Here is a 24,045-nt window from a genome sequence, read left to right on the forward strand (position 1 = left end):
CCCCTCGCAGAAAAGCGGTCTCGGGAATCAGGACTTTAGTCGCAGATCCCGCGCCCTGGCACGTCTATCCTCTCATCCTGCCGGACCGAAGGTCTCGAAGTCGATCTGATTCGCCGCAACACCACGCGACTCCAGCCCGGCGCTGATGGCGGCGAGAAACCCGGCGGGCCCACAGAGCAGATAATGGGCTTCGTCTCCAGCACCCAGCGCCAGCAGTTCCGCGGCAGTGAGGCGGCCTTCAGTGTCGTAGTCCCTGCCGCGGATATCACTGGCCTGCGGCGCGCTGTAGAAGATGCGGCGCTCGATCTGGCGACCGGCAGCACGTGAGCCGGCCTGGATCGCGGCTTCGACCTCCGCCCTGAAGGCATGGGCCGGGCCGTTGCGGGTGGCATGAACGAACCAGATCGGGCGCACGCTGCCGCGCTCCGCATCGGCCACCGCCGCATGCAGCATCGCCAGCATCGGTGTGATGCCCACCCCGGCGCTGATCAGCACCAGCGGACCTTGCCCGGCGGGCAGCACGAAGTCGCCGGCAGGGGCGTGGGCAGCAAGGCGATCGCCGACCGCGACCCGGTCATGCAGAAAGCGCGACGCGATCCCGTGCGTCTCACGCTTGACGCTGATGCGGTAGGTGGCGTCGGCGGGCGATCCCGAGAGCGAATAGCTACGCCGGACCCGCCCCGACTGCCCCGATACCGCAAGTTCGATCGGCAGATGCTGCCCGGCCCGGAAAGGCGGCAGCGCGCTACCATCGGCACTGACCAGCAGGAAGGACGTGATCCGATCGCTCTCGCGGCGCTTCTCGACCACCGCGAGCCGCAGCGCCGGCGTCTCTCGCTGCCACCGCAGCGCCAGCACCGCAGGGCGATCCACCACCCGCTCGATGCTGACCTCGATCCAGCGCCGGGCGTTCGGATCCTCGTCCGGCCGCGGCTCCCACTCGAGGCGGGTACGTCCGGTGATCTGCAGCATGCCGCCGCTCTCGAAATCGACGAACAGCAGCCCCACGCGGGGGTCCTGGAGCAGGTTGCCGAGGGTGTTGAAGAAGTTGTTGCCAGGGTAGTCCGGGAATCGAAGCGTGCCCGCCCCGGTGACCTGGACGAACCCCGGCTCTCCGCCGCGATGGGAGGCGTCGTAACCGCGGTTCGTGCTGGTCTCCCCGCCTGAATCATGGGCCGAATCGGGATCGGCGACGGAGCCGGAAACGGAGCCGATAAAGAAGGTATCCGCCACGGCGATTCGCGCGCGCTGCCCGGCATCGAGCCGCTCGGACACGCTGGCGCCGGGCTCGGGAACGGGCTCGACGCGCCGCCACACCCGCTCGCGGATGTACTGTGGGCAGTTGCCGAAGCTCTGCTTCACCTCGACGACCAGCCCCGCCTGGGCCGACCTAACCACCCCGTTGAGCCGGTTGCGGCGCCGAGTCTCCAGCTCGATCCCCAGCAGGCCAACCTCGTCGCCGGCCTGCAGCGCCGTGGCCAACGGGTCCTCACGCGCCAACGTCGCCGCCATGGCCAGGGTTCGCGCATCCGGCGTGGCGGTGAACCCCGGCTCGCCTTCCAGCAGGGTGACCCAGGGCTGGCCCTGCGCGTCGCCAGCGGCCAGGACGATGAATGGCAACTGGGCGAAGAACTCGCGATGCTGCTCGGGCATATGATCGCGGATGAAGCGACCGGATGGCGCTACGCCGGCGCGGCGCTGCGCCTCTAACTCTCCCGCATGGAAGGGTGTGGTATCGCGTGTCATGACCGACCTCCGTTCGCACGTCTACTATTCAGGCCAGTCGCGGCGATGTCGCCATGGCGACGAAGTGCTGCAGCGCTTCGATTCGCGCCAGCCAGGCGCGCACCTGCGGATAGGGGGCGAGGCTCACACCGCCCTCCGGGGCGTGGGCGATATAGCTGTAGCCGGCGATGTCGGCCAGCGTCGGATGATCGCTCGCCAGCCACTCACGGCCGTCGAGATGAGCTTCCATCATCCCCAGCAGGGTGTGCGAACGCGCCTTGGCGGCATCGTGGTCGAGGGGCGCATCGAAGACCGTGACCAGCCTCGCCGCGCAAGGGCCGTGGGCGATCTCGCCGGCGGCGATGGAGAGCCAGCGCTGCACTTGGGCCTTCTCCAGCGGTTCGCTGCCGGTCCAGCGGGCAGTCTCCCCATAGCGCTCGACCAGATAGATGAGGATGGCGTTGGAGTCCGCCAGAGTGACGCCGTTGTCATCGATCGCCGGCACCTGCCCCAGCGGGCTGATCGCCAGATAGGCGGGCTCGCGGTGGGCACCGTTGGCCATATCCAGATCGATGGTCGTATAGGGCACCTCCAGCAGCGCCAGCATCAGTTCGACACGATGACAGTGGCCCGACTTGGGGTTGCGATAGAGCGTTACGGGAGCATCGGTAAGGGCATTGGCATTCGACATGATCGGGCTCCTTCAGTAGTGACATGAATCATGAGACGAGCCGAACCGCGATCCAGGGCCACTCACCAGACGCGATCGCCGCAGGGCTCGTGCTAGTGGCCACTCTATTCGCTATCGTTAGCTGGAAGAATGAGCCCATTCTGAAAGGAACTGTTTTGGTTTCTGAAATACTGCTGTGATTTCTTAAACCTCACCCTGAATTCTGAAACGCCATCGACGCAGGGAGCCATTCCATCGCCATGGATCGTCTACAGGCACTGACGGTTTTCGTCGCCGTCGCCGAGGCGGAAAGCTTCGCCCAGGGGGCACGCCTCAGCGGGCTCAGCGCGCCCTCTGCGACCCGAGCCATCAACACCCTGGAAAGCCACCTGGGCGCCCGTCTGTTCACCCGCTCGACCCGCCGTGTGCGCCTGACCGAAGCGGGTCGAACCTATCTCGGGGAGGTACGCGATATCCTCGCCCAGCTACAGGCCGCCGACGACGCGGCCTCGGGCGCGGCCAACACCCCGGTGGGCCGGCTGCGAATCACCTGCCCGCAGGAGTTCGGCCGCCTGCATGTCACGCCGCTGCTCACGGATTTTCTCGATCACTATCCCCAGGTCGAAGCGGAACTGATGATGCTCGATCGCATCGTCAATCTGGTCGAGGAGGGCTTCGATATCGCCGTGCGCATCGGCCATCTGCCCGACTCCGAGCTCACGGCCGTGCGCATCGGCCAGGTACGCCGTGTCATCTGCGGCTCACCGGACTATCTCGACCGCTGGGGGCCTCCCCGCACACCGGGAGAGCTTGCCCGGCATCGCCTCGTCACGCTGGCGGCCGGAGTGCCGGCGCGGGAGTGGCACCTCGGCGCGGATGCATCGCGCGGTGTCAGCGTGGCATCGCGGCTCACGGTGAGCAGCGTGGCGGCGGCCATCGATATCGCCCGGCGGGGCTGGGGGCTGTGCCGCGTGCTGTCGTACCAGGTGGGCCCGGATCTCGACGCCGGTGCCCTGCAGACCGTGCTGGAAGAGCACGAGCCCGCCCCACTGCCGGTACATCTGGTCCACGTCGAGGGCCGCCGGGCGGCGGCCAAGGTGCGGGCTTTCATCGACTTCGCAATGCCACGGCTACGGGCGCTGGAGGTCTTGCGGAGCGAAGGCGACGCCGAGCGGGGCGAGTAGAGCGGCTAGCGGGCAGGCCATGTCACCGGCCCAGACCGCTCATCAACACATACTTCACGTCGACGTACTCCTCGATGCCGTAGTAGCTCCCCTCGCGCCCGTAGCCGGACTGCTTGATACCGCCGAACGGCACCGACGCCGTTCCCACCGAACCGCTATTGAGAATGACCATGCCCGCCTCCAGCGCTCGCGACAGGCGGAACCCGCGCCCCAGGTCGCGGGTGTAGGCGTAGGCCACCAGACCATACTCGGTGGCGTTGGCACGTTCGATGACCTCGTCTTCCGTCTCGAAACGATAGATCGGGAACACCGGACCGAAGATTTCGGTCTGCGCCATCTCGGCATCGTCATCGAGGTCGGTCACGATGGTCGGCTCATAGAACAGCCCACCCAATGCGTGGGGCTTGCCACCGAGCACGACGCGGGCGCCATCTCGACGGGCGGCGTCCACCAGCGACGCTACCTTGTCGAAGCCGGCCCGATTGATCATGGGCCCGACAGCGGCATCGTCACGCATGCCATCGCCCACCGCCACGCGCGACACCCGCTCGGCGAGTCGCTCGACGAAGGCATCGTGAATCGAGGCGTGCACATAGAAGCGATTGGGCGAGATACAGACCTGGCCTGAGTTGCGCAGCTTGGCACCGACGGCGCCATCGAGCGCCGCCTGCAGATCGGCATCGTCGAAGACGATGAAGGGCGCATTGCCCCCCAGCTCCAGCGTCATGCGGGTCAACGTCTGCCCGCTGGCACTGGCGAGCAGGCGCCCCACCGCGGTCGATCCGGTGAACGAGAGCTTGCGGATACGGGTATCACTGGTGAAACGCGCGCCGATCGCTTTCGGGTCCCCGGTGACCATCTCGAACACGCCCTCCGGAATACCGACTTCCCGCGCGGCTTCCAACAGTTTGTAGGCAGTCAGCGGCGTCTCCTCGGCGGGTTTGATGATCATCGTGCAGCCCGCCGCCAGGGCGGTAGCGATCTTGCGCGTGATCATCATGAACGGGAAGTTCCAGGGCGTGATGGCCGCCGTCGGGCCGACCGGTTCCTTGACGACCGTGATGGCCGAATCCGCGGCATGGCTGGGGATGGTATCGCCGTAGACGCGCTTGGCCTCCTCAGCGTACCACTCGATGAAACCGAGACCGTAGTCGACCTCGGCGTACGCCTCGGAGAGGCACTTGCCGTTCTCCTTGACGATGAGTTCGGCAAAGGCCGCCTTGTCGTCGCGGATGCGCTCGAACCAGCGGCGCAGCCGTTCACTGCGCGCCTTCGCCAGCTCGCGCGACCAGGCGGGAAAGGCCGCACAGGTACGATCGATCGCAGCGTTCACTTCACTCACGGACATGGCCGGTGCGTCGCCGACTTTCTGACCATTGGCAGGATTCAGGACTTCGATCACAGGAGTACTCCTCACAGGCCGGTGGTGTGCAAAACCCGATGCACAGGACGGCTTGCATGATAGAAATGCCTCCACTGACCAACGATGGCTCCCGCTCTCACATCATTGCCTAAAGCTCTTTCCAGCCCGCTCGATCCGACCAAAACATGCCAGACTCTAGCGGCCGCCACATCGAGCAGCGCATCCTGACCGTCCGTCGACAAAGGCTGCCATCATGCCCCCAGCAAACCAGCGATATCGCACCGAGCCGAACGCCCAGCAGCAGGAGATCATCGCCCTGCTGGAAAAGCTCGCACCTGAGGAAGGGTACAACCTGACCGCCCTGCCGGACGTGAGGTTCCTGCGCTCGAACCGCCCGCTCACATCCACGCCGGTGCTCTACGATCCCGGCATCGTGATCGTCTGCCAGGGCCGCAAGCGGGGCTTCTTCGGTGGGCAGGTCTATCGCTACGACGCCCAGCACTACCTGGCCGTCTCCGTGCCAGTCCCCTTCACCATGGAAACCGACGCCAGTGCGGCAGCGCCGCTGCTGGCGATCTACATGCACCTGGACTTCGAGCTCGCCGCCGCGGTGATGCTGCAGATCGAGACCATCGGCGATCTGCCCCCAGCCACCCCACGCGGCATGGTCTCGACGCCCATGGACGAACGTCTGCAAGCGTCGGTGCTGCGTTTCCTGGATGCCATGAGCCGACCGCTCGACGCCGCGGTACTCGGCCCGGCGCTGGTGCGCGAGATCTATTTTCACGTCCTGACGGGCGATCAGGGCCCCTCGATACGGGCGGCGCTGGCGATGCAGGGCCAGTTCGGCAAGGTGGCGCGGGCGCTGCGCTGCATTCACGCCGCTTATCAGGAGGATCTCGACGTTGGCCAGCTCGCGCGGCACGCCGGCATGAGCATCGCGACCTTCCACGCACACTTCAAGGCGGTGACGCTCACCACGCCGATGCAGTATCTGAAATCCACGCGCCTGCATCAGGCCCGACTGCTGATGGTGAGAAACGGCATGACCGCCGCCGCGGCCAGCGCCCGAGTCGGCTATGAAAGCCCTGCGCAATTCAGCCGCGAGTTCAAGCGCCTGTTCGGCCGCACACCGACCGCGGAAGTCAGGCGGATGAAGGCGGAGTTCGCGATTCCCCCCGCCCAAGCGGCGAGCGAGTTCGTATCGTCACATTGAGGTCTCGACCCGGCGGCCAGCGCGTCACCTGCAGGCACTCGGTCTTCAGACAGCAGCCCACCCATAGCGAACGTGGTCATCAAAGTGCCGCTTTGGGACAGGTGATCTCGCGTTCTCAAGCCCAGATCCGCGCGAGCAAGAGCGCGGATATATAGAGACCGCCACCGAAGATCACATGGGTCGCCAGACTGCGTAGCGCGCTTTTCAGCGGGGTCGGCGTGCGCGACCCTGCGATGCCGGCCCCCATGGCGGGCTGCATCACGAACAGCGGAAACACGAGCGTCGCTACCCCACCCCCCAAGGCGGCTCGCCAAGAGGGGTCATGCAGCCAATCGGCACCGCAACAGATCACCAGCAGTGCGGCGAACGCGATACCTACCGCGTAGTGAACGGCCCAGCCCAATAGCCTCTCACCCTGGATCGGCGCGGCCTTGCCAATACTGGCGTGGACCAGTTGGCCTCCGCGCAGGTGGCCGATCAAGCGGCCGACGAGCGCGTAATTCAGCGTGGGTACACCCAAGGCTTTGAGAAACGCCGTCCACAGATCCATGATCCAGGTTGCCCCGATACCCACCAGCACCACCCGCACTGCCACTTCCACCGTTGTCATGCCGACTCCTTGCCGTTGCTGAAAGCTCGATTCGCAGGCAGCATAAAAGTTGAAGTCAACTTCAAGTCAAGGGGCGTCATGGACATCTCGGAAGTGGCCCGACGCACGGGCGTGCCGGCCTCCACACTGCGGTTTTACGAGAAAAAAGGATTGATCTCGGCGACCCGAAGTGCCGGTCAACGGCGGCAGTTTGCGCCGAGTGTTCTCGACCAACTGGGGTTGATCGCGCTGGGGCAGGCAGGCGGCCTGTCACTGGATGAGATCGGCACCATGCTATCTCCCTCCAGTGCGCCCCAGGTCGATAGAGAGCTGCTCATCGCCAAAGCGAATGAGATCGATGCAACCATCAAGCGCCTGAGGGCCATGAGTGAAGGGCTGCGTCATGCCGCGGAATGCCCCGCCCCCAGCCATGCGCAGTGCCCCACGTTTCAGCGGCTGATCAAGGTCGCCGCGGCGGCCAGATGGAAACAAGGGCGAATGGCAGATCCCGCTACCGGCACGCAGAAATCAAACGCTATGCGCCGTCGATGAAGTGCTCCAGGTCGTGCCCCGCGACGTCGCGAACACCTCGACGGCCGTATCGATAAAGGCCTGCACACCGGGGGCCGGGGTGTCGCTGGTGGACAGTTCCAGCCCGAGACGACGCGGGCAGGGAGTCTCCAGCGCCAGCGCACGCCAGCCCTGGCGTTGCCGGGGTAGATGCAGCGACGGTACCAAGGCAACTCCGAGTCCCTCACCGACCAGCGTCAGGGCGCTGTTCCAGTCGCGCACCTCGAGCTGCAGATCCTGCAACGCAAGCCCTGCCGAGTCGAATAGCGTGCGGGCATTGCTGGAGCAGCCGCCGGTGGCGAGCACGAACGGCTCCTTGGCCACCGCCGCCAGCGCGACTTGAGAGAGGCCCTGACGGACCCAGCGATGAGGCGAAGGAACCACCGCGAGCCATTCATCGTGGCACAGGGTCACGCCGCCACGCAGCGGCGAAGGGTCACAGATCACGCCGATATCCACCCGCCCCGCCGCTAGCCACGCCGCCACTTCATCGTCGGTGCCCTCCATCGCGACGACCCGAATCCCCGGATGCTGCTGGGCGAATACCCTCAGCAGCCCCGGCAGCAGCGTGGCCGAGAACGACGGCAAGCAGCCCAGGCGCAGGCGGCCATGGGCGCAGCCCCGCGCCGCGTTGGCCAGATGACGTATCGAGGTCAGCCCGTCGACCACCTGATGCGCCTGTTCGAGCACCTGCTGACCCAGCCGGGTCAGCACGATGCCGCGCCGCTGCCGTGTGGCCAGACGCACACCGAGATCGGTCTCCAGTGCGGTCAGCGCCTGGCTGGCACCGGACTGGGTCATGCCCAGTCGCTCAGCGGCCCGCGACAAACTACCGGTCTCGCCCAGGGCGACCAGCAGGCGAATCTGATTCAGGTTCATGACATAAGTCCGGCTGATATCTCACTTCTATCCCAGTAACGAGACTTATCTTCACGCCGTGCCACAGACTGGGGCAAGCCCTGACCGAGCGGTGCCGGTGTGGTCCCACGGGACTGGCCGCCCCGTGTTCTTCTGGACAAGGAGATACCCCATGTCGCGCAACGTCTCCCCTCACCTATCCAAGCACACATCTCAGCCCCCATCCCCTCAACAGACCGCTCACTCGAGTGAGGCGAATCCGCACGCCATGCCACCCAGCGCGCCGTGGACACGCGCCGCACCCGTGTTGTTCCTGCTGCTCTGGTCGCTGGGATTTCCGGTCGCCAAGATCGGCATCGAAGCGGTCGATCCGCTGCTGTTCCTGGCCCTGCGCTTTGCGCTGGTGCTGATAGTGCTCCTGCCGGTGGCGCTGTGGCTGCGCCCACCGCTGCCGACCCGGGGCAGCGATTGGGGCCACCAGATCATGGTGGGCGCCCTGATCCAGACACTCTACTTCGGGCTCTGCTATACCGGCTTCGCCCTGGGAGCCTCGGCGGCCACGGTGGCACTGATCATCTCGCTGCAGCCGATCCTGGTCGCGCTGCTGGCACCCCGCCTGCTCGGCGAGCACATCGATGCCCGTCACTGGCTGGGGTTGGCGCTGGGTCTGGCGGGTGCCGCGCTGGTGATCCTGTCAGGCGAGGCGCACGGCGGTGGCTCGCTGGCCGGACTGGTCTGTGCCCTGGGCGCCCTGCTCGGCATCAGCGCGGCCACGCTCTACGAGAAGCGCTTCGGCAGCACCCTGCATCCGGTCACCGCCAATGCCATCCAGTACGCCACCGGGCTGATCACCACGCTGCCGCTGGTACTGCTGTTCGGCCAGTATCGGCTGGTCTGGTCCGTGGAGATGGTAGCCTCGCTGGGCTATCTGGTGATTGGCAACTCGCTGATCGCGCTGACGCTGCTGCTGGCGATGATCCGCCGCGGCGCGGCCTCACAGGTCTCCGCGCTGTTCTATCTGATTCCGCCGACGGCGGCGCTGATGGCGTGGCTGCTGATCGACGAACCCCTGCCCGCCATGGGCTGGGTCGGCATGGCAGTCGCGGCGCTGGGCGTGGTCCTGGCGAGCCGCGGCAAAACCACTCGCTGAGAGACGTGCATCCTGCGCTCAGGTCTACGGCGTCTGCCGCCCGGCCCGGCGGCAGCGTTCGGAGCAGTAGACAACGCTGTCCCAGTCGCGGGCCCACTTCTTGCGCCAGGTGAAGGGGCGCTGGCACACCGGGCAGGTCTTGGTCGGCAGGTGGGGTTTGCGATGCGCCATCGGGGCGGCTCCATTCGCGGCAGGCAAGATGCGTCGAGGTCCTCCATGCTGAGCATAGCAAGTCATCCATAACCTCGACCGCCATGCCGATCAGGATGCCAAGAAGGCGGCGACGAAAGCATCAGGTCAGGCTTCGTTCCTCACTCTCCTCACCACTGCCTTCATCTCGCTGTTCATCGCAGACCACTACCCGATTCCTGCCTTCGCGCTTGCCGACATAAAGCGCCCGATCCGCGCGCGTGATCAGGGCCTGCAGATCGACATCATCGCCATGCGCTACCGCAATACCGATGGTGACGCTCACCTGCAGCTCGCGCATCCTCTCCTCGAAGGGCAGTGCGGCGACGCGTGTCCTCAAGCGCTCCGCCACCATCAGTGCATCGTCCAAGCCGCTGTCGGGCAGCGCTGCCACGAACTCTTCCCCTCCGAAACGACCGATCACGTCCGTAGACCGCATCGACTGCGCACAGACTTCCGCGATCTTGATCAGGACAAGATCCCCCTGACTATGCCCCCAGGTATCGTTGATACTCTTGAAGTGATCCACGTCGATCATGAACAGGCTAAAAGGCATCTTTCCCTGTCGTGAACCCTGCCACAGAACCTCGGCACGTTTCATGAAATGACTGCGACTGTCCAGCCCTGTCAGGGCATCCCGCTCGACGACCCGGCGCAGTTGTTCTTCCAGTAACTCCCGGTGCGCTATCTCATCGAGTAGCTGGCGATTCCGATCACGCTCTTCAAGGAGCAGGGAAAATTGGCCGCGCCGCAATTTCTCCAGACGCAACAAGGCAAAGAAGCCCACGCCATTGGCCATGATCAACAACAGTGCGACACGTATCACCATCCAAGGGGAGGCACCCGCGAACAGGACCGCCAACACCAAAAAACCGATGCCCAAATAGAGACTCGCAGAAGTCACTATCGTCAGTAGATTGGGGATCATCAAATAGAAGGCAAGGGTGGCCACGAGCGTTCCCGTCACCTGTGCATTGATGCTCTCGGGACGCATGGGAATGATCAGGAGAATGCCCGTTGCCAGTATCCATAACGGCATGGCATGCAGCCATGTTTCATAAACATGTCGGCGCCTGCTCACGATGATGACTGCCAGGGTGATGCAGAGACAGACCACCACCGCCCGGGTGATGACCATCAGATAGAACTTTCGGTTCGGGCCCATGATCTGGTAGTCGGCAATCATGAAAATGCCGTAGATCAGCGCCGCGACGACCACGGCAAGCGCTGTCTCCAGACGCACCTGCGAACTGATCGATCGACGATACTCTGCCTCCTGATCAGCGTTACGGAACTGGCCCGTCAGCCAGTGGACGCTGCGTTTCTCGTGTAGTGATGACAAAAGCCCCTAGCCCCTGTTCAAGATCGCGCGCCCGTTTTTCAGGTGAAGCGCCTATACGGCCCAGCGCTCCTTCTTATAAATCAAATTCTTATTCAAGAAACAATTGACAAAAAAAATCTAAATAAGCAAAGATCTCTTAACGAAGATATCCTGTCGGGAGGCAGTCAGAAAAATCGCCGTTCAGGCCGCGTCTTGCTCGAAGGATAATTCAGTTTTTCCACCGATCTCATCGGCAGATGACGGCCTTTCTTGAGTCCCTCCTCGCCGCCGCGTCGTGTCTACGCGGCTTCTCTCCTCCCGCAACGCCTCGGTCGTCGTCAGCCTCACTGCATCGCCATGCTGCCCATCCAGACGTCTTCAGCCCCCGCAGACGCATGAAGGTGAGACAGGGACCGCCACCGGGATATCTTCAGGACAAGCATCGGGCGCGCCGATAGGCAATCTCCCGCGCGCTTGTATCCATGCCAGGCGCCTGGTGAAGCGCTTGCGGTGACGCCATCGATCCGATAGGCCGGCGGAAGCGCCAACACCGAGCTCCCTTCAGCATGCAACCCGCGCCCAAGTCGTCCATGCTGAATGAATCGATGCCCACCGGGCTCCTGCGTGGACGAGACAGGAAGGAAACCATGTCGAAGACTGAGAAACGCACACGCCAGGCCCTCTACGCCGAGGCCCAGCAACGCGGTATCGAGGGTCGCTCCACAATGAGCAAGGCGGAACTGGCGCAGGCGCTGGCTCAGCACGGCGACGCCGCCGCGGAGGCGCCCCAGGTCGCCACCCGCTACGCCACCTTCAAGCGCCTGGCGGAAGCGGTCGCGGCGGGTGAGTTCGTGCTGCGCCCGCGTGCGCTCGGTGGCCACGAGCGGCGCCGCCATGTGCGCCAGACGCTGCGCGAGGATCATCAGACCCGTATCGCCGATGGCTCCGAAGAGGCCGGTGCCAAGTTCGACCAGCTCGCCGACTCCTTCTTCTCGTTCTTCCGCGGAACCGCCCTGCTGTTCTACCGCGACATGGCCGGTGACGACGCCTGGATGCCCACAGTGCTCGCCCTGGGTGACGTCCACCCGGGCAACTTCGGCGTCATGCCCAATGCCGATAACGTGCCTATCTTCTCGGTCAACGACTTCGACGAGGCCTACTACGCCCCCTTCACCTGGGATCTCAAGCGCGGCGCGGTGGGCTTTCTGATCGCCGCCGAGGCCGAGGGCGATCTCAAGCGCAAGCAGGGGCTCAAGGTCGTGCGCCACTTCGTCGAGGGCTATATCGAGGCGATGCAGCGGCTGGCGCGGGAGGGCACCGAACAGGATGAGGAGATGCGCCACGACAATGCACCCAAGCTGATCCGTCAGCTGTTCGAGGACGCCGACGAGCCACGCGACGAGTGGCTGGCCGACGACTATCTCGACGAGAGCCGCCGCGGCTTCCGTCCGACCAAGAAGCTGGTGCCGATCTCCTCCCGGCGCGACGAGTTCCAGACGATCATGGATCGCCTGATCGCCGACAACGACATCGAGATACCGGCCCGAGCCCGCGCGCGTAATGGTCACGGCGTGCGCGTGAAAGATGTCGCGATCCGGCTCGGTCAGGGCACCGCCTCGCTGGGTCTGAACCGCTACTACGTGCTGATCGAGGGCCCCGGCGGCGAGGGCAAGGACGACCTGATCGTCGAACTCAAGCAGGCCCGGCGCTCCGCCCTTTCCGGCCTGGTGCCGCCCTCTGCCTACACCCTGGACAGCCGTGCCGAGCGTGTCAGCCATGCCCAGGCGGTGCACCTGGTACGCGGCGACATCTTCTACGGCCATGTCGAGTTCGAAGGCCACAGCTACCTCTCCCGCGAGCGTGCCCCCTTCCGCGACGACATCGATCTCGACGACCTCTCCAAGAGCGAGTGGAAGACCTATGCCCGCCTCTGCGGTCAGGTGCTCGCCGGCGTGCACGCCCTCTCCGACGACTCCGGCCGGATCGACTACGACATCGAACCCGCGATCGTGAAAGCCGTGGCGCCCGCTGAGCTGTTCACCCGTGACATGGTGGAGTTCGCCGCCGAGGCCGCCGACCGTCTGCGCCGCGATCATGAGATGTTCCGCGAGGACCACGCCCATGGCGCCTTCGAGCATCTCGACTGGGTGCACCGGTGAGCGGATGCATCGGCACCGCTTCGGTCGAAAGACAGCTCAGGAGTCAGACAATGGATCATGGAGGCGGGGCCGTCTTCACGCTGGGCCTCGCTTCGACCGGTTGTCCTCCGCATCGCGCGCCTCCCGAACGGCAGGTCTCGCGCCGATCCGCTCACGGTAACGGCTCAGGGCCGGCCAGCGAGCGAGGTCGATGGCAAAGAACCGGCACCAGTTCATCACCGTATAGAGATAGGCATCCGCGACGCCGAAGCGCTCCCCCATCAAATAATCCTGCCTTTCGAGCACGCCCTCGAGGTAGTCAAAACGCTTGTGGATCTTGGCGCGGAAGCGCTCGCCGGCCGCCGCAGGCAGTGACGCATCGAACAGAGGTGCCAGACCGGCATGAATTTCGCTGTTGAGAAACGCCAGCCACTCCAGCAGCCGGTAGCGCTCCCCACTCCCCATGATTGGCGCGAGTTCCGCCCGGGGATGAAGGTCGGCGAGATACAGCAGAATCGCCGGGCCTTCCGTCAATATCGTGCCGTCGTCGAGTTCCAGCGCTGCGACATACCCTTTGGGGTTGATGGCCATGAAATCACGACCGTCTTCCGTCGTTTTCTTGCGGTTATCGACGAGAACCAGGTCGAATGACAGGCCCAGCTCACGCAGAACGATATGTGGCGAGAGCGAGCAGGTTTCAGGGGCGTAATAGAGCTTCATCGAAAGGTCTCCCAAGGTAGCGACATGCCGTCAATGGCCATCGAGCCACCCAGGGTGCGCCCTGCCCTGGAAGCCGTAAAATTGATATCCGATCATGTAGCTATTAGCTAAGCTACTACCATGATGAATCTGTCCCATTGGCGTTTGATCGTTGCCGTGGCGGACACCGGCACGGTGTCGCAAGGTGCCGCACGCGTCGGCATGACTCAGTCCGCCGCCAGTCAGGCGATCGCCCAAGTGGAGAAAACGCTGGGGTCGCCACTGTTCACGCGCCTGCACCGCGAGGTCATCCTGACTGCCTTTGGCGAGTCGGTGGTCGACCACGCACGTGACATGCTCACGAGTCTGAAAGCCATTCGCGCTCTGGCCGATACGCGCCAGGGTATCGGCAGCGGCCGACTGCGGCTGGGCAGCTTCCCCTCGATCATCTCGCGTTGGCTTCCCACCCTGCTATCGACCTTCCGCCAGCGCCACCCGGGGGTCGAGATCGTGCTGCTGGAAGGCAGCGATGAGGAAGTCGAAACCTGGTTGGCCGACCGTACCATCGATCTTGGCGTGGTATTGAATCCCACACCGGATCGTCGCCCTCTGATACTCGGCCGCGATGCCTGGGTCGCCTTGCTACCCCATTCACATCCGCTTGCCCGGCGCGCCAGTGTGCAGGGGGTCGAGCTGAGTGAACTCGTCACACAGCCATACATCCATGCCAGCGGTGGTTGCCGCGTCAACGGTCAGAGTCTGGCCGAAGCCAGAGGTCTGACGTTCGAGGATGTCCGCGTGAACGTACGAGACTGGGCCAGCGCTTGCGCCCTGGTGCGTGAAGATATGGGTATCGCCATCGTGCCTGAGTCGGTGCTGCCGGAAGACAGGAAGGGCCTGCGCATACAGCCTTTACAGCCCAGGATGGAGCGCTGTTTCGGATTGGTCGCAGCGACCACCGTGGAAAGTGCTCCTGCGCTACATACGTTCTGGCAACACGTGGAAAAGGCGAAAAGTCCGACCTGAGCAGCGTTTCTGCGGCTCGCTGACCCCAATGGGCCCGGTGCACCGGTGAACCCGGCAGCGGCGCGTCGGCGCTGGCGCCGGCTGGAGAGCCAAGCGGGTCAGGCACGCACCGGCGGGATGAGCGGGGCGTACTGCGCCATGAGCTCGACGATCCAGTCGATGAAGACCCGCAGCTTCGCGCTGACATGCCGGTTCGGCGGATAGGCCAGATATAGCGGTAGCGGATCGAGCCGCCACGCCTCGAACAGCGCGACCAGCTCACCCGAGGCGAGAGGTTCCTTGGCCATGTAGTCCGGCAGCCACAGAATGCCGAGACCGGCGATCCCCGCTGCCAGATAGCTGTTGCCGTCGTCCGTCGACAGCACGTAGCGGCCTTGCACGGTGAGGCACTCGCCATGGCGCTGCATCGCGACAGGCTCGCCGAGGCGGGAGTTCAGAAACCCCACGATGCGGTGGTGGCTATTGTCCAACTCGCGGGGATGCGCGGGTACCCCGGCGCGCGCCAGATAGCTGGGCGAGGCATAGACGCCAAGCGGCAGGTCACCGACACGCCGCGCCATCAGCAATTGATCGGTCAGCTCGCCACCGCGCACGACGCAATCCACCCGCTCGTCGATGATATCCACCATGCGGTCGCTGACACCCAGGTCCAGTTGGATCTCCGGATAGCGGGCATGGAAGCCCCCTAGCGCCGGGATGAGTATCAGCCGAGCCAGCGGGCTGGGCACATCTACTCGCAAGCGGCCCCGTGGCTCGGTCGCAGCGCCGGAAAGACTCGTCTCGGCATCGTCCAGGTCAGCCAGCAATCTGATGACACGCACATAGAAGGCAGCACCGTCGGCGGTCACATTGACCTTGCGCGTGGTGCGGTTGAGCAAGCGAACGCGCAAGCGCGCCTCCAATTGCTGCACCAGCTGGGTGACGCTGGTTCTGCTCAGCTGCAGGGTCTCGGCGGCACGAGTGAAGCTCCCCGTCTCCACCACTCGCGCAAACACCCGCATTGCCTCGAAACGATCCATGACTCTCCCGCCAGCAGCTCAGAACAACGCCGGAGCGACGTCATGGGCATCGTGTGATTGTTCGCTCTCCACGAACAGTGATGACCAGACCCGCCCGTTTATCCGCTTCATCACGACGCCTAGATTGTCACCCCTATTCACGGTGGGCGCCACGACCCACCCCAAGAGAGACGGAGATAGCCCATGAACCAACGTGACGTCGTGTTTCCCGCCGGGCGCCAGGCACTCTATGAGCGTAATCACTATTCGCCGGCGGTTAGATCCCAGGACTTCCTGTTCGTGTCGGGCCAGGTGGGCAGCCGAGAAGATGGCTCCCCCGAGCCGGAGCTGGAGGCGCAAGCCAGGCTCGCCTTCGTCAATCTGAACGCGATCCTGACGGCCGCGGGATGCACCTTCGACGACGTGGTCGATGTCACCCTCTTCATCGTCGACCCCGAGTCGACCCTCGACACCCTGTGGAAAGTGCTGCCCGAGTTCTGGGGTGAAGCGCCCCACCCGACGCTGACCGGCATCGGCGTCACCTGGCTCTACGGTTTCCACTTCGAGATCAAGGTCATCGCCAAGTTACCGGCATCACCCGGCAAGTGAAACGGAGCGGTCAGCGCGCCGGCAAGGCGGCCCGCTTGACCGCTTGACTACCCCTGGCAAGGGAGGCCATGGGCCGCCGGTCGCTGCGGCTAAGTCGCTTCGCCCGCCACCCAACGGGCGAAGGCATCGGCCTGGGGCTCCCCTTCGCGCACCGCATAGACCACCAGGCGCAGATGGCGGCTCTCGTCGACGATCAGGCTGGTGTGCTCGAAATCGATCTCGCCGAGATCGGGAAGATCGAGAGCGCGTACGCCCTGGCACGGGGCATCCACCTCATGCCGGCGCCACCACTGGCGAAACTCAGGTGAGTGCGCGGTGAGTTCGCTGACCAGTTGGCCGATGGCGGGGTCGTCGCCCGCCCGCGCATGATCGCGGCGAAAGCTGGAAAGCATGCGCGGTGCCTGGGTCGACCAGTCGGCGATCACCCGGCGCAGGGCGTCGTCGGTGAACAGCATCCAGAGGAGATTGCGATACTCGGCCGGCTGGCGCTCGAAGCCGAATACCCGCGCTGCCGCCGGGTTCCAGGCGAGCACGTCCCAGCGCAGATTCATCACGTAGCTCGGCCGCGTGGTCAGGTCATTCATCAGCCGCGCGACCAGCGGCGGCAGCTGGCACCAGGTGCGCCCGGGCTCGACCGGCGGGCGCTGATGGGTGAGCAGAAACAGATGGCGCCGCTCCGCGGCATCCAACTGCAGCGCCCGTGCCAGGCTGTCGAGAAAGGCTGACGACACCCCGATCTCGCGCCCCTGCTCCAACCAGGTGTACCAGGTCACGCCGACCCCGGCGAGCGCGGCCACCTCCTCGCGCCGCAGCCCCGGCGTACGCCGGCGCGTCCCTGCCGGCAAGCCCACCGTCTCGGGGGCGATGCGCTCACGCCGGGTACGCAGGAATTCCGACAGCGCCGGGCGCGTGCGCGCGAGCTTGCGGGTCTGCGCCATACCTGCTCCCTCTCCGTGATCGGCGCGCCGGCGCCATTGCCTTTAGTAATAGCATAAACGCTTAAATTGTAACCCCTTAAATGGCGCCCCACACTCCGCGAACCCTCTGTACACCCACCGAGCGTTCCTGGAGACAACACATGGCATCCCCCTCCCACAGCACCACCTCTCTGGTGGCCATCGGCGCTTTCGCCCTGGGCATGGCATCCTATGTCACCGCCGGGCTGATCCCGCTGATCCAGACCGACTTCGCGGTCTCGGTATCGGTCGCCGCTCAACTGGTCACCGCCTTCACCCTGGCCTATGGGCTGGGCTCCCCGCTGTGTGTCGCGCTGCTGCCCTCGAGGCACCAGCGTGGCGGGCTGTTCGCGATGCTGGGCCTGTTCGTGATCGCCAACGCCGCCAGCGCGCTGGCCACGAGTCTCACCCTGCTGATGCTCTGGCGGGTCGTGGCAGGACTGGCGGCGGGCACTTATCTGGCCATCGGCATTGCCGCGGCGGTGGGTGTGGCCCCGGCAGGTGCCCGCGGCAAGACCATTTCGATCATCATGGGCGGCATGGCGAGCGGCACCGTGCTGGGCGTGCCGCTGGGCCTGGCGCTGGCCGAGCGCTGGGGCTGGCAGGCGGCACTGTGGACGATCGCCTTGATCGGCCTGGTGGCGCTGGTCGGCCTCGTACTGCGGCTCCCCAAGCTGCCCGAGGCTCGGGCCGTGCCACTGCGTCGGAAACTCTCCATCCTGAACGATCGGCAGGTGCTAGGCCTGCTCGGCATCTCCCTGCTCGCCGCTATCGCCAGTCTGGGGCTCTACACCTATATCGCACCGCTGATCGACGCCCATGGTGAGCACTCGGTGGCGATCTATCTGTGGGTGTGGGGTGTCGGCGGCGTGCTCGGCAGCTTTGTGATCGGCACGCTGGTCGACCGCTTTTCCGGCCCGCGGCTCACCGCTGCGATCATGCTGCTGCTGAGCCTGGCGCTGATCGCGCTGCCACTCTTGCTCGCCGTCTCCCCCTGGCTGGCGCTGCTCCCCATCGCGCTGTGGGGTGCCGTCGGCTGGGCGCTGCAGGTTCCGCAGAACAGCGGGCTGATGAAAGCCCGTGAGGCCCAGGGCGATGGCAATCTGGCCGTGGCCTTGAACGAGTCCGCGCTCTATCTCGGCAGTGCGCTCGGCGCCTCGATCGGCGGATTCGCCCTGGCCCTGCACATGCCCGTCGACGCGCTCTCCTTCGCCGCCGGTCTGGTTGCCCTGCTGGGTCTGGGACTCAGCCTGTGGCGTCAACGACGAGGCCAGGCCCACGCCATCGTGTGACCCGCACCCCACGCCAGCGAACGGAAGCCGCCCGCTTCTGTTCGTTGGCGCCGTCGGGCAGCGCAATGGTCTTATTGACAAGAAAGACCAGGATATTTATGTGAACGCCGAGGCGTTACGACCAACGTCGTATTGAAAAGCGCCCTACCAACATACTGAAAGAAAACTGATTGCGCCGGTAAGAATTATTCGCTTTAGCCATGCCAACAACTGCCTTTAACTGCGCTGACGCCGACCACGCATTCAAGGGCAAAACCATGAGACTTAAAACAATTGCCATCGCTGCTGCCTTCCTGATATCGGGCGGCATGGCCTCCACCGCACTGGCGGACTATCCGGAAAAACGCATCGACATGATCGTCGGCTTTGCCGCAGGCGGCGGCACCGATGTCATGGCCCGCACCATCGCCCCCTATCTGGAAAAATACCTGGGTAATGACGTCTCGGTGGTGGTCAAGAACATGCCGGGGGCCAGTGGCCAGATCGGCGTGACCGCCGTCGCCGAGGCGGATCCCGACGGCTATACCCTGGGCACTTATAATCTGCCCGGCGCGATGGCGAGGACACTCGACCGACATGCCGATTACAACGCCGATAGCTTCACTTATCTCGCCAATATCGTTAACGATCCCAATGTGATCGTGACACCCAAGAACAGCGACATCGACTCCATGGACAAACTGGTCGAGGCGGCCAAGGCACGCGCTGGCGCGGTGACCGTGGCGATGTCCAGCCTGGGCGGTGACGATCATTTCTTCCTGCAGAAGCTGTCCGATGTCACCGATGCCGATTATACCGTGGTGCCCTTCTCGGGCTCTGCACCGGCTCGCAGCGCCCTGATGGGTGGCCATGTCACCATGGGCATCATCAACGTTTCCGAGGTGGTCGCCTTCAGAGACGAGCTGAACGTGCTGGGCATTGCTTCCGAGAAGCGCTCGCCCATGGCCGAGGACATCCCCACCTTCAAGGAGCAGGGGTTCGACCTGGTCAACGGCGCACTGCGCGGCTTCGTTGCCCCCGCCGGGCTACCGGATGATGTCGAGTCGAAACTGCTCGCGGCGTTTCAGAAGACCTACGACGATTCCGATTTCCAGAAGGCAATGCAGCGCTCCGGCAACCCGACCGAGCTGGCTCTGGGTGAGCAATTCAAGGCACTCAATGCCGAGCAGCTGGAACTCGCCAAGCGCATCTGGGAAACCCACCCCTGGAAGTGATGTTCGCCTTCCCACGCTGAAGTCGTCGTCATGACCCGCGGCGTGAGAGACAAACCACCGCGATGACCTCACCGGCATCGCGGTGCACCGAGTGTCACGCCAGGCCATCGCATCTTCCTCGCTACGCCCTGCCAAGAGACATCGCATGAACAACGCGTCTTCTTCCACCCCTCTCGGCGCCGCCCGTGGCATCGACCCGGACTTGATCGCCGGCATCATCATCGTGCTGGGGGCCGGTGCACTGCTGACCCGAACCTCCGACATGCCGGGCATGACCGCGCTGCTGCCGGTCACCATGCTCTCGGCGCTGATCGTGCTGGGCCTGCTGATGATCGGGCGCTGTCTGTTACGCCGTCGACGTCGCGGCGACCCGGAGGCCACTGCGCCGGCACCGCTGAAGGTGTTCGACAACGCACGGCGCTTCTTCGGCATCGTCGTCGCCATTGCCGCTTATGTCGCCGGTGTGGCGCTGCTCGGCTTCTACACCACCACGGCGGTGATGATTCCGGTGGTGGCCTGGTGTTTCGGCTACCGCAGTCTCAAGGGCGTGCTGCTCGCGGACCTGATCTTTACCGGTGGCATCGCGATCATCTTCGTCGTGCTGATGGGGCAAGAGCTGCCCACTGAATTCTTCCTGCGCTAACGAGGACACACCATGTACGGCAACCTCATCGACGCGCTACCGGCAGTGCTCTCCCTGGGCAACCTGGCGGCGGTCGTCATCGGCGTCATTGCCGGTATCTGCGTCGGCGCCCTGCCGGGCCTGAGCGCGACCATGGCGATTTCAGTGCTGATTCCGTTCACCTTCGGGATGGACCCGCTGGTCGCACTGGGCATGATGGCGGGCATCTACAACGGCGCCATGTACGGCGGTTCGATCCCGGCCGTCCTGCTGCGGATTCCGGGCACCCCGGCCGCGGTCGCGACCAGTTTCGACGGCTACCCGATGGCCCAGCAGGGCCGTGGGGGCTACGCCCTGCAGGTCGCCGTGGTCTCCTCGGCGATCGGCGGCATCGTCTCGGCGCTGGTGCTGATGCTGCTGGCACCGCCGCTGGCCAAGGTGACACTGCTGTTCGGCCCCACCGAGATCTTCTGGGTCGCGGTGTTCGGCATGTCGGCGATCGTGTTCCTGCTCGGCGGAGACGTGCTCAAGGGTTTGATCAGTGCCGCCTTCGGGGTCTTCGTGTCGCTGGTCGGTGCCGATACCATCACCGGTGCCGAGCGCTACACCTTCGGCCATCTGGAACTGCTCGACGGCATCAATATCGTGGTTCTGCTGGTGGGTCTCTACGCCCTGCCGCCCGCCATCGGGCTGCTCGAGGAAGTGCGCGATTTCGATACCCAGAACACCGGGCGTCTGAATACCATCAGCATCTGGAAAGCGATACCCGGTATGCTGAAATACTGGAAGACCTGGGTACGCTCTTCGGTGATCGGCGTCTTCGTGGGGATTCTGCCGGGTGCCGGTGGCTCGATGGCCGCCTTCCTCAGCTACAACGAGGCGCGCCGCGCTTCCAAGAACCCGGAGGAGTGGGGCAAGGGCGAGCCGGAGGGCGTCGCCGCCTCGGAAACCTCCAACAATGCCGACACCGCCGCCGCGCTGATCCCGGCGCTGACCCTGGGTATCCCCGGCACGGCCGTGGCCGCGGTCATGCTCGGCGGGCTGCTGATCCACGGGCTGCAGCCGGGGCCGATGCTGTTCCGCGACAATCCGGGAATCGTGTTCGGGTTCATGTGGCAGTTCCTGTTCGCGGCGGTCCTGCTGATCTTCCTCGGCGGTGCCCTGGCGACCAACAGCTTTGCCCAGGTTCTGCGTCTCCCGCGGCCGCTGCTCGGCGCGATCATCATTGCCCTGGTGTTCATCGGCGTCTACTCGATCAACGGACGCATGTTCGACGTCTATCTGATGCTCGGCTTCGGCTTGATCGGCTACTTCATGGACAAGTTGAAGTTCCCGCTACCGCCGGTGGTACTGGGCCTGATACTGGGTGGTTTCGCCGAACAGAACCTGCGTCTGGCGCTGCGTATCGGCGGCGGCGACTGGAGCATTCTCGCCGCCAGCCCGACCGCCAAGATCCTGATCGCGATGATTCTGCTGGTGGTGCTGGCACCACTGTTCTCGCGCTGGCTGCGCGCCCGCAAGACACACCGGGCCAACGCCTGATGACGCCCCACGCGCCGATCCGGGAAGCGTGGCTGGCACTGGCCGATGAGCCGGTGCTGGACCCAGCGCAGCCGATTCTCGACGCCCATCACCACCTGTGGGATCGCGACGAGAGCCGCTACCGCAGCGCCGAGTTCGTCGCCGATGTCGGCACGGGGCACGACGTGCGCGCCAGCCTCTATGTCCAGTGCCGCACCGGCTATCGCCGTTCCGGCCCCGAGTCGCTGCGCCCGCTGGGCGAGGTCGAGACGATCCTCGACTGGAGCGCGCAGACACCGCACTACCCGGCCGGCATCGTCGCCTTTGCCGACCTGATGAGGGGAAGTGAAGTCCGCGACACGCTCGAGGCACTGCTCGCACTGGCACCCGGCCGGGTTCGCGGCATTCGCAATACCACTGCCTTTCATCCCGACCCCGCGGTGCGCTCCAACCCAAACCCGGCGCCGGATGGCCTGCTGCGCTCGGAAGCCTTTCGCCGAGGGGCCGCCGAGGTCGCCCGGGCGGGCCTGGTGCTCGACGTCTGGGCCTATCAGACCCAGCTCCATGAGGTCGAGTCCCTGGCACGCGCCTTACCCGATCTGACAGTGGTGATCGATCACTGCGGCGGCCCCCTTGGCGTCGGCCCGTTCAGCGCCAGAACGCCCGCCGATGTCACGGCCTGGCGCCGGGGGGTGAATGCGCTGGCCCGCCTGCCCAACACCCGCATCAAGATCGGCGGCTTCGGCCTTGCCGTCTTCGGCAACACCTATCACCAGCGGCCGCTGCCACCGCACTCCCGCCAGCTCGCCGCGGACTGGGCGCCCTGGGTCGAGAGTTGCCTGGAAGCCTTCGGGCCGCAGCGTGCGATGTTCGAGAGCAACTTCCCCGTGGACAAGGGGATGTTCTCCTATGTCGCGCTATGGAATGCCTTCAAGCGTCTCACCCGCGGCGCGAGCCAGGCAGAGAGGGACCAGCTGTTCTGGCGCACTGCCGCCGAGACCTACGGCCTGCACTTCCCGGCGTGCCGGGCAGGGACGAGCGACGCCTGAAGCGCCGAACACGCTGCGAGAACCGACGAGAACCGACGAGAAAAACAACGATCACCGCGACACGAGGAGTCACGCCATGTTGAAAACCTTAGATGCCGTCCGCGACGTCAGCACCCAGGCGACCCGGGCCCTGGCCGCCATCGCCCTGTCGACCCTGGCGCTGGCCGCTTCCAGCCTGCCGGCCTTCGCGGCCTACCCCGACAAGCCGATCGAGGTGATCGTCGGCTACTCCGCCGGCGGCGGCACCGACGTCCTCGCCCGGGTGGTGGGCAAGTATCTGGAGCGGGAGCTGGGCGAGGATGCCAGCGTCGTGGTCAAGAACCAGCCCGGCGCCGGCGGCCAGATCGGCTTCACCCGTGTCGCCACCGCCAAGGCCGACGGCTACACCCTGGGCACCTTCAATCTGCCGGCGGCGATGGCCATGACCTACGACCGCAAGGCAGCTTACGACGTCGATAGCTTCGACTATCTCGCCAACGTGGTGCACGACCCCAATACCCTGGTGGTCAGCAAGCAGTCGCCCTATCACACCCTGGATGACCTGATTCAGGCCGCACGGGCCGAGCCGGGCAGCCTCAGCGTGGCACTCTCCGCCCTCGGCGGCAACGACCACTTCAGCGCCCTACTGCTGGCCGCCGCCACCGACACCCAATTCAATCTGATTCCGTTCAACGGCGCCTCGATGGCACGTACCGCCCTGCTCGGCGGCCACGTGGCGGTGGGCACCATGGCCTTGAGCCAGACCATCGGTTTCGACGACGAGCTCCGCGTGCTCGCCGTGCTCGACGACAAACGCTCTCCCTTCGCCCCCGACGTGCCCACCGCCAAGGAGCAGGGTTACGCCATCGAGATGGGCTCCTATCGCGGCTTCGTCGCACCGAAAGGCCTGCCCGACGAGGTCAAGACCCGGCTCAGGGCGGCATTCGCGGCGCTGGCCGACAACACGGCGCTGCGCGACGAACTCGCCGCCCAGGGCAATGCCCTGGATATCCGTGTGGGCGATGACTATCGCGCGCTGGCCAAGGCCCAGTCGGAAACCGCCAAAGCGCTCTGGCAGCAGCATCCGTGGAAATGAGAGCGATCACA

23 protein-coding genes are annotated in these 24,045 nt (G+C 65.0%); 13 read left to right on the forward strand and 10 right to left on the reverse strand.

Annotated features, from left to right (window positions below):
• Positions 1-72: 72 nt before the first annotated feature.
• Together DOM67_RS07525 and DOM67_RS07530 are read right to left on the reverse strand one after the other, a co-directional pair.
• Entirely contained in the window at positions 73-1,746 is a 1,674-nt protein-coding gene (locus DOM67_RS07525) for a pyridoxamine 5'-phosphate oxidase family protein (RefSeq protein WP_110675013.1), read from the reverse strand.
• A 28-nt stretch (positions 1,747-1,774) separates the two neighbouring features.
• Entirely contained in the window at positions 1,775-2,416 is a 642-nt protein-coding gene (locus tag DOM67_RS07530) for a glutathione S-transferase (protein WP_110675014.1), read from the reverse strand.
• A gap of 239 nt (positions 2,417-2,655) precedes the next feature.
• On the opposite strand from DOM67_RS07530, the gene DOM67_RS07535 reads away from it, so the two are divergent.
• Positions 2,656-3,579, forward strand: a complete 924-nt coding sequence (locus tag DOM67_RS07535) for a LysR family transcriptional regulator (RefSeq protein ID WP_110675015.1) — start codon at positions 2,656-2,658, stop codon at positions 3,577-3,579.
• 22 nt (positions 3,580-3,601) lie between these two features.
• On the opposite strand, the gene DOM67_RS07540 is transcribed toward DOM67_RS07535, so the two are convergent.
• A complete protein-coding gene (locus DOM67_RS07540; RefSeq protein ID WP_110675016.1) occupies positions 3,602-4,981 on the reverse strand; it encodes an NAD-dependent succinate-semialdehyde dehydrogenase in 1,380 nt (459 codons plus the stop codon).
• A 214-nt stretch (positions 4,982-5,195) separates the two neighbouring features.
• On the opposite strand from DOM67_RS07540, the gene DOM67_RS07545 reads away from it, so the two are divergent.
• Entirely contained in the window at positions 5,196-6,158 is a 963-nt protein-coding gene (locus DOM67_RS07545; protein ID WP_110675017.1) for an AraC family transcriptional regulator, read from the forward strand.
• Positions 6,159-6,273: 115 nt separating this feature from the next.
• Here DOM67_RS07545 and DOM67_RS07550 read toward each other — a convergent pair whose 3' ends face one another.
• The gene (locus DOM67_RS07550) at positions 6,274-6,768 is read right to left on the reverse strand and encodes a DUF2938 family protein (RefSeq protein ID WP_110675018.1); all 495 of its coding nucleotides are present in this window, start codon (positions 6,766-6,768) and stop codon (positions 6,274-6,276) included.
• A gap of 15 nt (positions 6,769-6,783) precedes the next feature.
• On the opposite strand from DOM67_RS07550, the gene DOM67_RS07555 reads away from it, so the two are divergent.
• On the forward strand, positions 6,784-7,299 hold the full coding sequence (locus DOM67_RS07555) for a helix-turn-helix domain-containing protein (protein ID WP_232825170.1): 516 nt from the start codon (positions 6,784-6,786) through the stop codon (positions 7,297-7,299).
• On the opposite strand, the gene DOM67_RS07560 is transcribed toward DOM67_RS07555, so the two are convergent.
• Positions 7,276-8,196: a LysR family transcriptional regulator gene (locus DOM67_RS07560; protein WP_110675020.1), complete on the reverse strand. Its 921-nt coding sequence runs from the start codon at positions 8,194-8,196 to the stop codon at positions 7,276-7,278. The genes DOM67_RS07555 and DOM67_RS07560 overlap by 24 nt on opposite strands.
• 247 nt (positions 8,197-8,443) lie before the next feature.
• On the opposite strand from DOM67_RS07560, the gene DOM67_RS07565 reads away from it, so the two are divergent.
• Positions 8,444-9,325 carry a DMT family transporter gene (locus tag DOM67_RS07565; RefSeq protein ID WP_110675021.1) on the forward strand — a complete coding sequence of 294 codons (882 nt, stop codon included), beginning with the start codon at positions 8,444-8,446 and terminating at the stop codon, positions 9,323-9,325.
• 24 nt (positions 9,326-9,349) lie between these two features.
• On the opposite strand, the gene DOM67_RS07570 is transcribed toward DOM67_RS07565, so the two are convergent.
• Complete coding sequence (locus tag DOM67_RS07570) at positions 9,350-9,496, reverse strand: DUF2256 domain-containing protein (protein WP_110675022.1); 147 nt, start codon at positions 9,494-9,496, stop codon at positions 9,350-9,352.
• 121 nt (positions 9,497-9,617) lie between these two features.
• The gene (locus tag DOM67_RS07575; protein WP_110675023.1) at positions 9,618-10,856 is read right to left on the reverse strand and encodes a GGDEF domain-containing protein; all 1,239 of its coding nucleotides are present in this window, start codon (positions 10,854-10,856) and stop codon (positions 9,618-9,620) included.
• 626 nt (positions 10,857-11,482) lie between these two features.
• Here DOM67_RS07575 and DOM67_RS07580 point away from each other — a divergent pair.
• Positions 11,483-12,994: a DUF2252 family protein gene (locus DOM67_RS07580; protein WP_110675024.1), complete on the forward strand. Its 1,512-nt coding sequence runs from the start codon at positions 11,483-11,485 to the stop codon at positions 12,992-12,994.
• Between the two features lie 75 nt (positions 12,995-13,069).
• On the opposite strand, the gene gstA is transcribed toward DOM67_RS07580, so the two are convergent.
• Positions 13,070-13,693, reverse strand: coding sequence for a glutathione transferase GstA (gene gstA, locus DOM67_RS07585; protein ID WP_110675025.1), 624 nt, complete (start codon positions 13,691-13,693; stop codon positions 13,070-13,072).
• A 120-nt stretch (positions 13,694-13,813) separates the two neighbouring features.
• Here gstA and DOM67_RS07590 point away from each other — a divergent pair, with 120 nt between their 5' ends.
• Positions 13,814-14,698, forward strand: a complete 885-nt coding sequence (locus DOM67_RS07590) for a LysR family transcriptional regulator (protein ID WP_110675026.1) — start codon at positions 13,814-13,816, stop codon at positions 14,696-14,698.
• Positions 14,699-14,796: 98 nt separating this feature from the next.
• Here DOM67_RS07590 and DOM67_RS07595 read toward each other — a convergent pair whose 3' ends face one another.
• Positions 14,797-15,717, reverse strand: coding sequence for a LysR family transcriptional regulator (locus DOM67_RS07595; protein WP_110675027.1), 921 nt, complete (start codon positions 15,715-15,717; stop codon positions 14,797-14,799).
• Positions 15,718-15,900: 183 nt separating this feature from the next.
• On the opposite strand from DOM67_RS07595, the gene DOM67_RS07600 reads away from it, so the two are divergent.
• The gene (locus DOM67_RS07600; protein ID WP_110675028.1) at positions 15,901-16,305 is read left to right on the forward strand and encodes a RidA family protein; all 405 of its coding nucleotides are present in this window, start codon (positions 15,901-15,903) and stop codon (positions 16,303-16,305) included.
• An 89-nt stretch (positions 16,306-16,394) separates the two neighbouring features.
• On the opposite strand, the gene DOM67_RS07605 is transcribed toward DOM67_RS07600, so the two are convergent.
• On the reverse strand, positions 16,395-17,243 hold the full coding sequence (locus DOM67_RS07605) for a helix-turn-helix transcriptional regulator (RefSeq protein ID WP_110675029.1): 849 nt from the start codon (positions 17,241-17,243) through the stop codon (positions 16,395-16,397).
• A gap of 140 nt (positions 17,244-17,383) precedes the next feature.
• Here DOM67_RS07605 and DOM67_RS07610 point away from each other — a divergent pair, with 140 nt between their 5' ends.
• The 6 genes from DOM67_RS07610 to DOM67_RS07635 all read left to right on the forward strand — a co-directional run bounded on the left by DOM67_RS07610 (position 17,384) and on the right by DOM67_RS07635 (position 24,034).
• Positions 17,384-18,553, forward strand: a complete 1,170-nt coding sequence (locus DOM67_RS07610; protein WP_110675030.1) for an MFS transporter — start codon at positions 17,384-17,386, stop codon at positions 18,551-18,553.
• A 200-nt stretch (positions 18,554-18,753) separates the two neighbouring features.
• Positions 18,754-19,767 carry a tripartite tricarboxylate transporter substrate binding protein gene (locus DOM67_RS07615; RefSeq protein WP_232825171.1) on the forward strand — a complete coding sequence of 338 codons (1,014 nt, stop codon included), beginning with the start codon at positions 18,754-18,756 and terminating at the stop codon, positions 19,765-19,767.
• Positions 19,768-19,912: 145 nt separating this feature from the next.
• Positions 19,913-20,410 carry a tripartite tricarboxylate transporter TctB family protein gene (locus DOM67_RS07620; RefSeq protein ID WP_110675032.1) on the forward strand — a complete coding sequence of 166 codons (498 nt, stop codon included), beginning with the start codon at positions 19,913-19,915 and terminating at the stop codon, positions 20,408-20,410.
• 12 nt (positions 20,411-20,422) lie between these two features.
• Positions 20,423-21,931 carry a tripartite tricarboxylate transporter permease gene (locus DOM67_RS07625; protein WP_110675033.1) on the forward strand — a complete coding sequence of 503 codons (1,509 nt, stop codon included), beginning with the start codon at positions 20,423-20,425 and terminating at the stop codon, positions 21,929-21,931.
• Positions 21,931-22,959: an amidohydrolase family protein gene (locus DOM67_RS07630; RefSeq protein WP_110675034.1), complete on the forward strand. Its 1,029-nt coding sequence runs from the start codon at positions 21,931-21,933 to the stop codon at positions 22,957-22,959. The genes DOM67_RS07625 and DOM67_RS07630 overlap by 1 nt, the downstream gene beginning before the upstream one ends.
• A gap of 76 nt (positions 22,960-23,035) precedes the next feature.
• Complete coding sequence (locus DOM67_RS07635) at positions 23,036-24,034, forward strand: tripartite tricarboxylate transporter substrate binding protein (RefSeq protein WP_110675035.1); 999 nt, start codon at positions 23,036-23,038, stop codon at positions 24,032-24,034.
• Positions 24,035-24,045: the final 11 nt, after the last annotated feature.

Origin of the sequence: Salinicola sp. RZ23, assembly GCF_003206675.1 — a bacterium.
Classification (GTDB): Bacteria; Pseudomonadota; Gammaproteobacteria; order Pseudomonadales; family Halomonadaceae; genus Salinicola; species Salinicola endophyticus.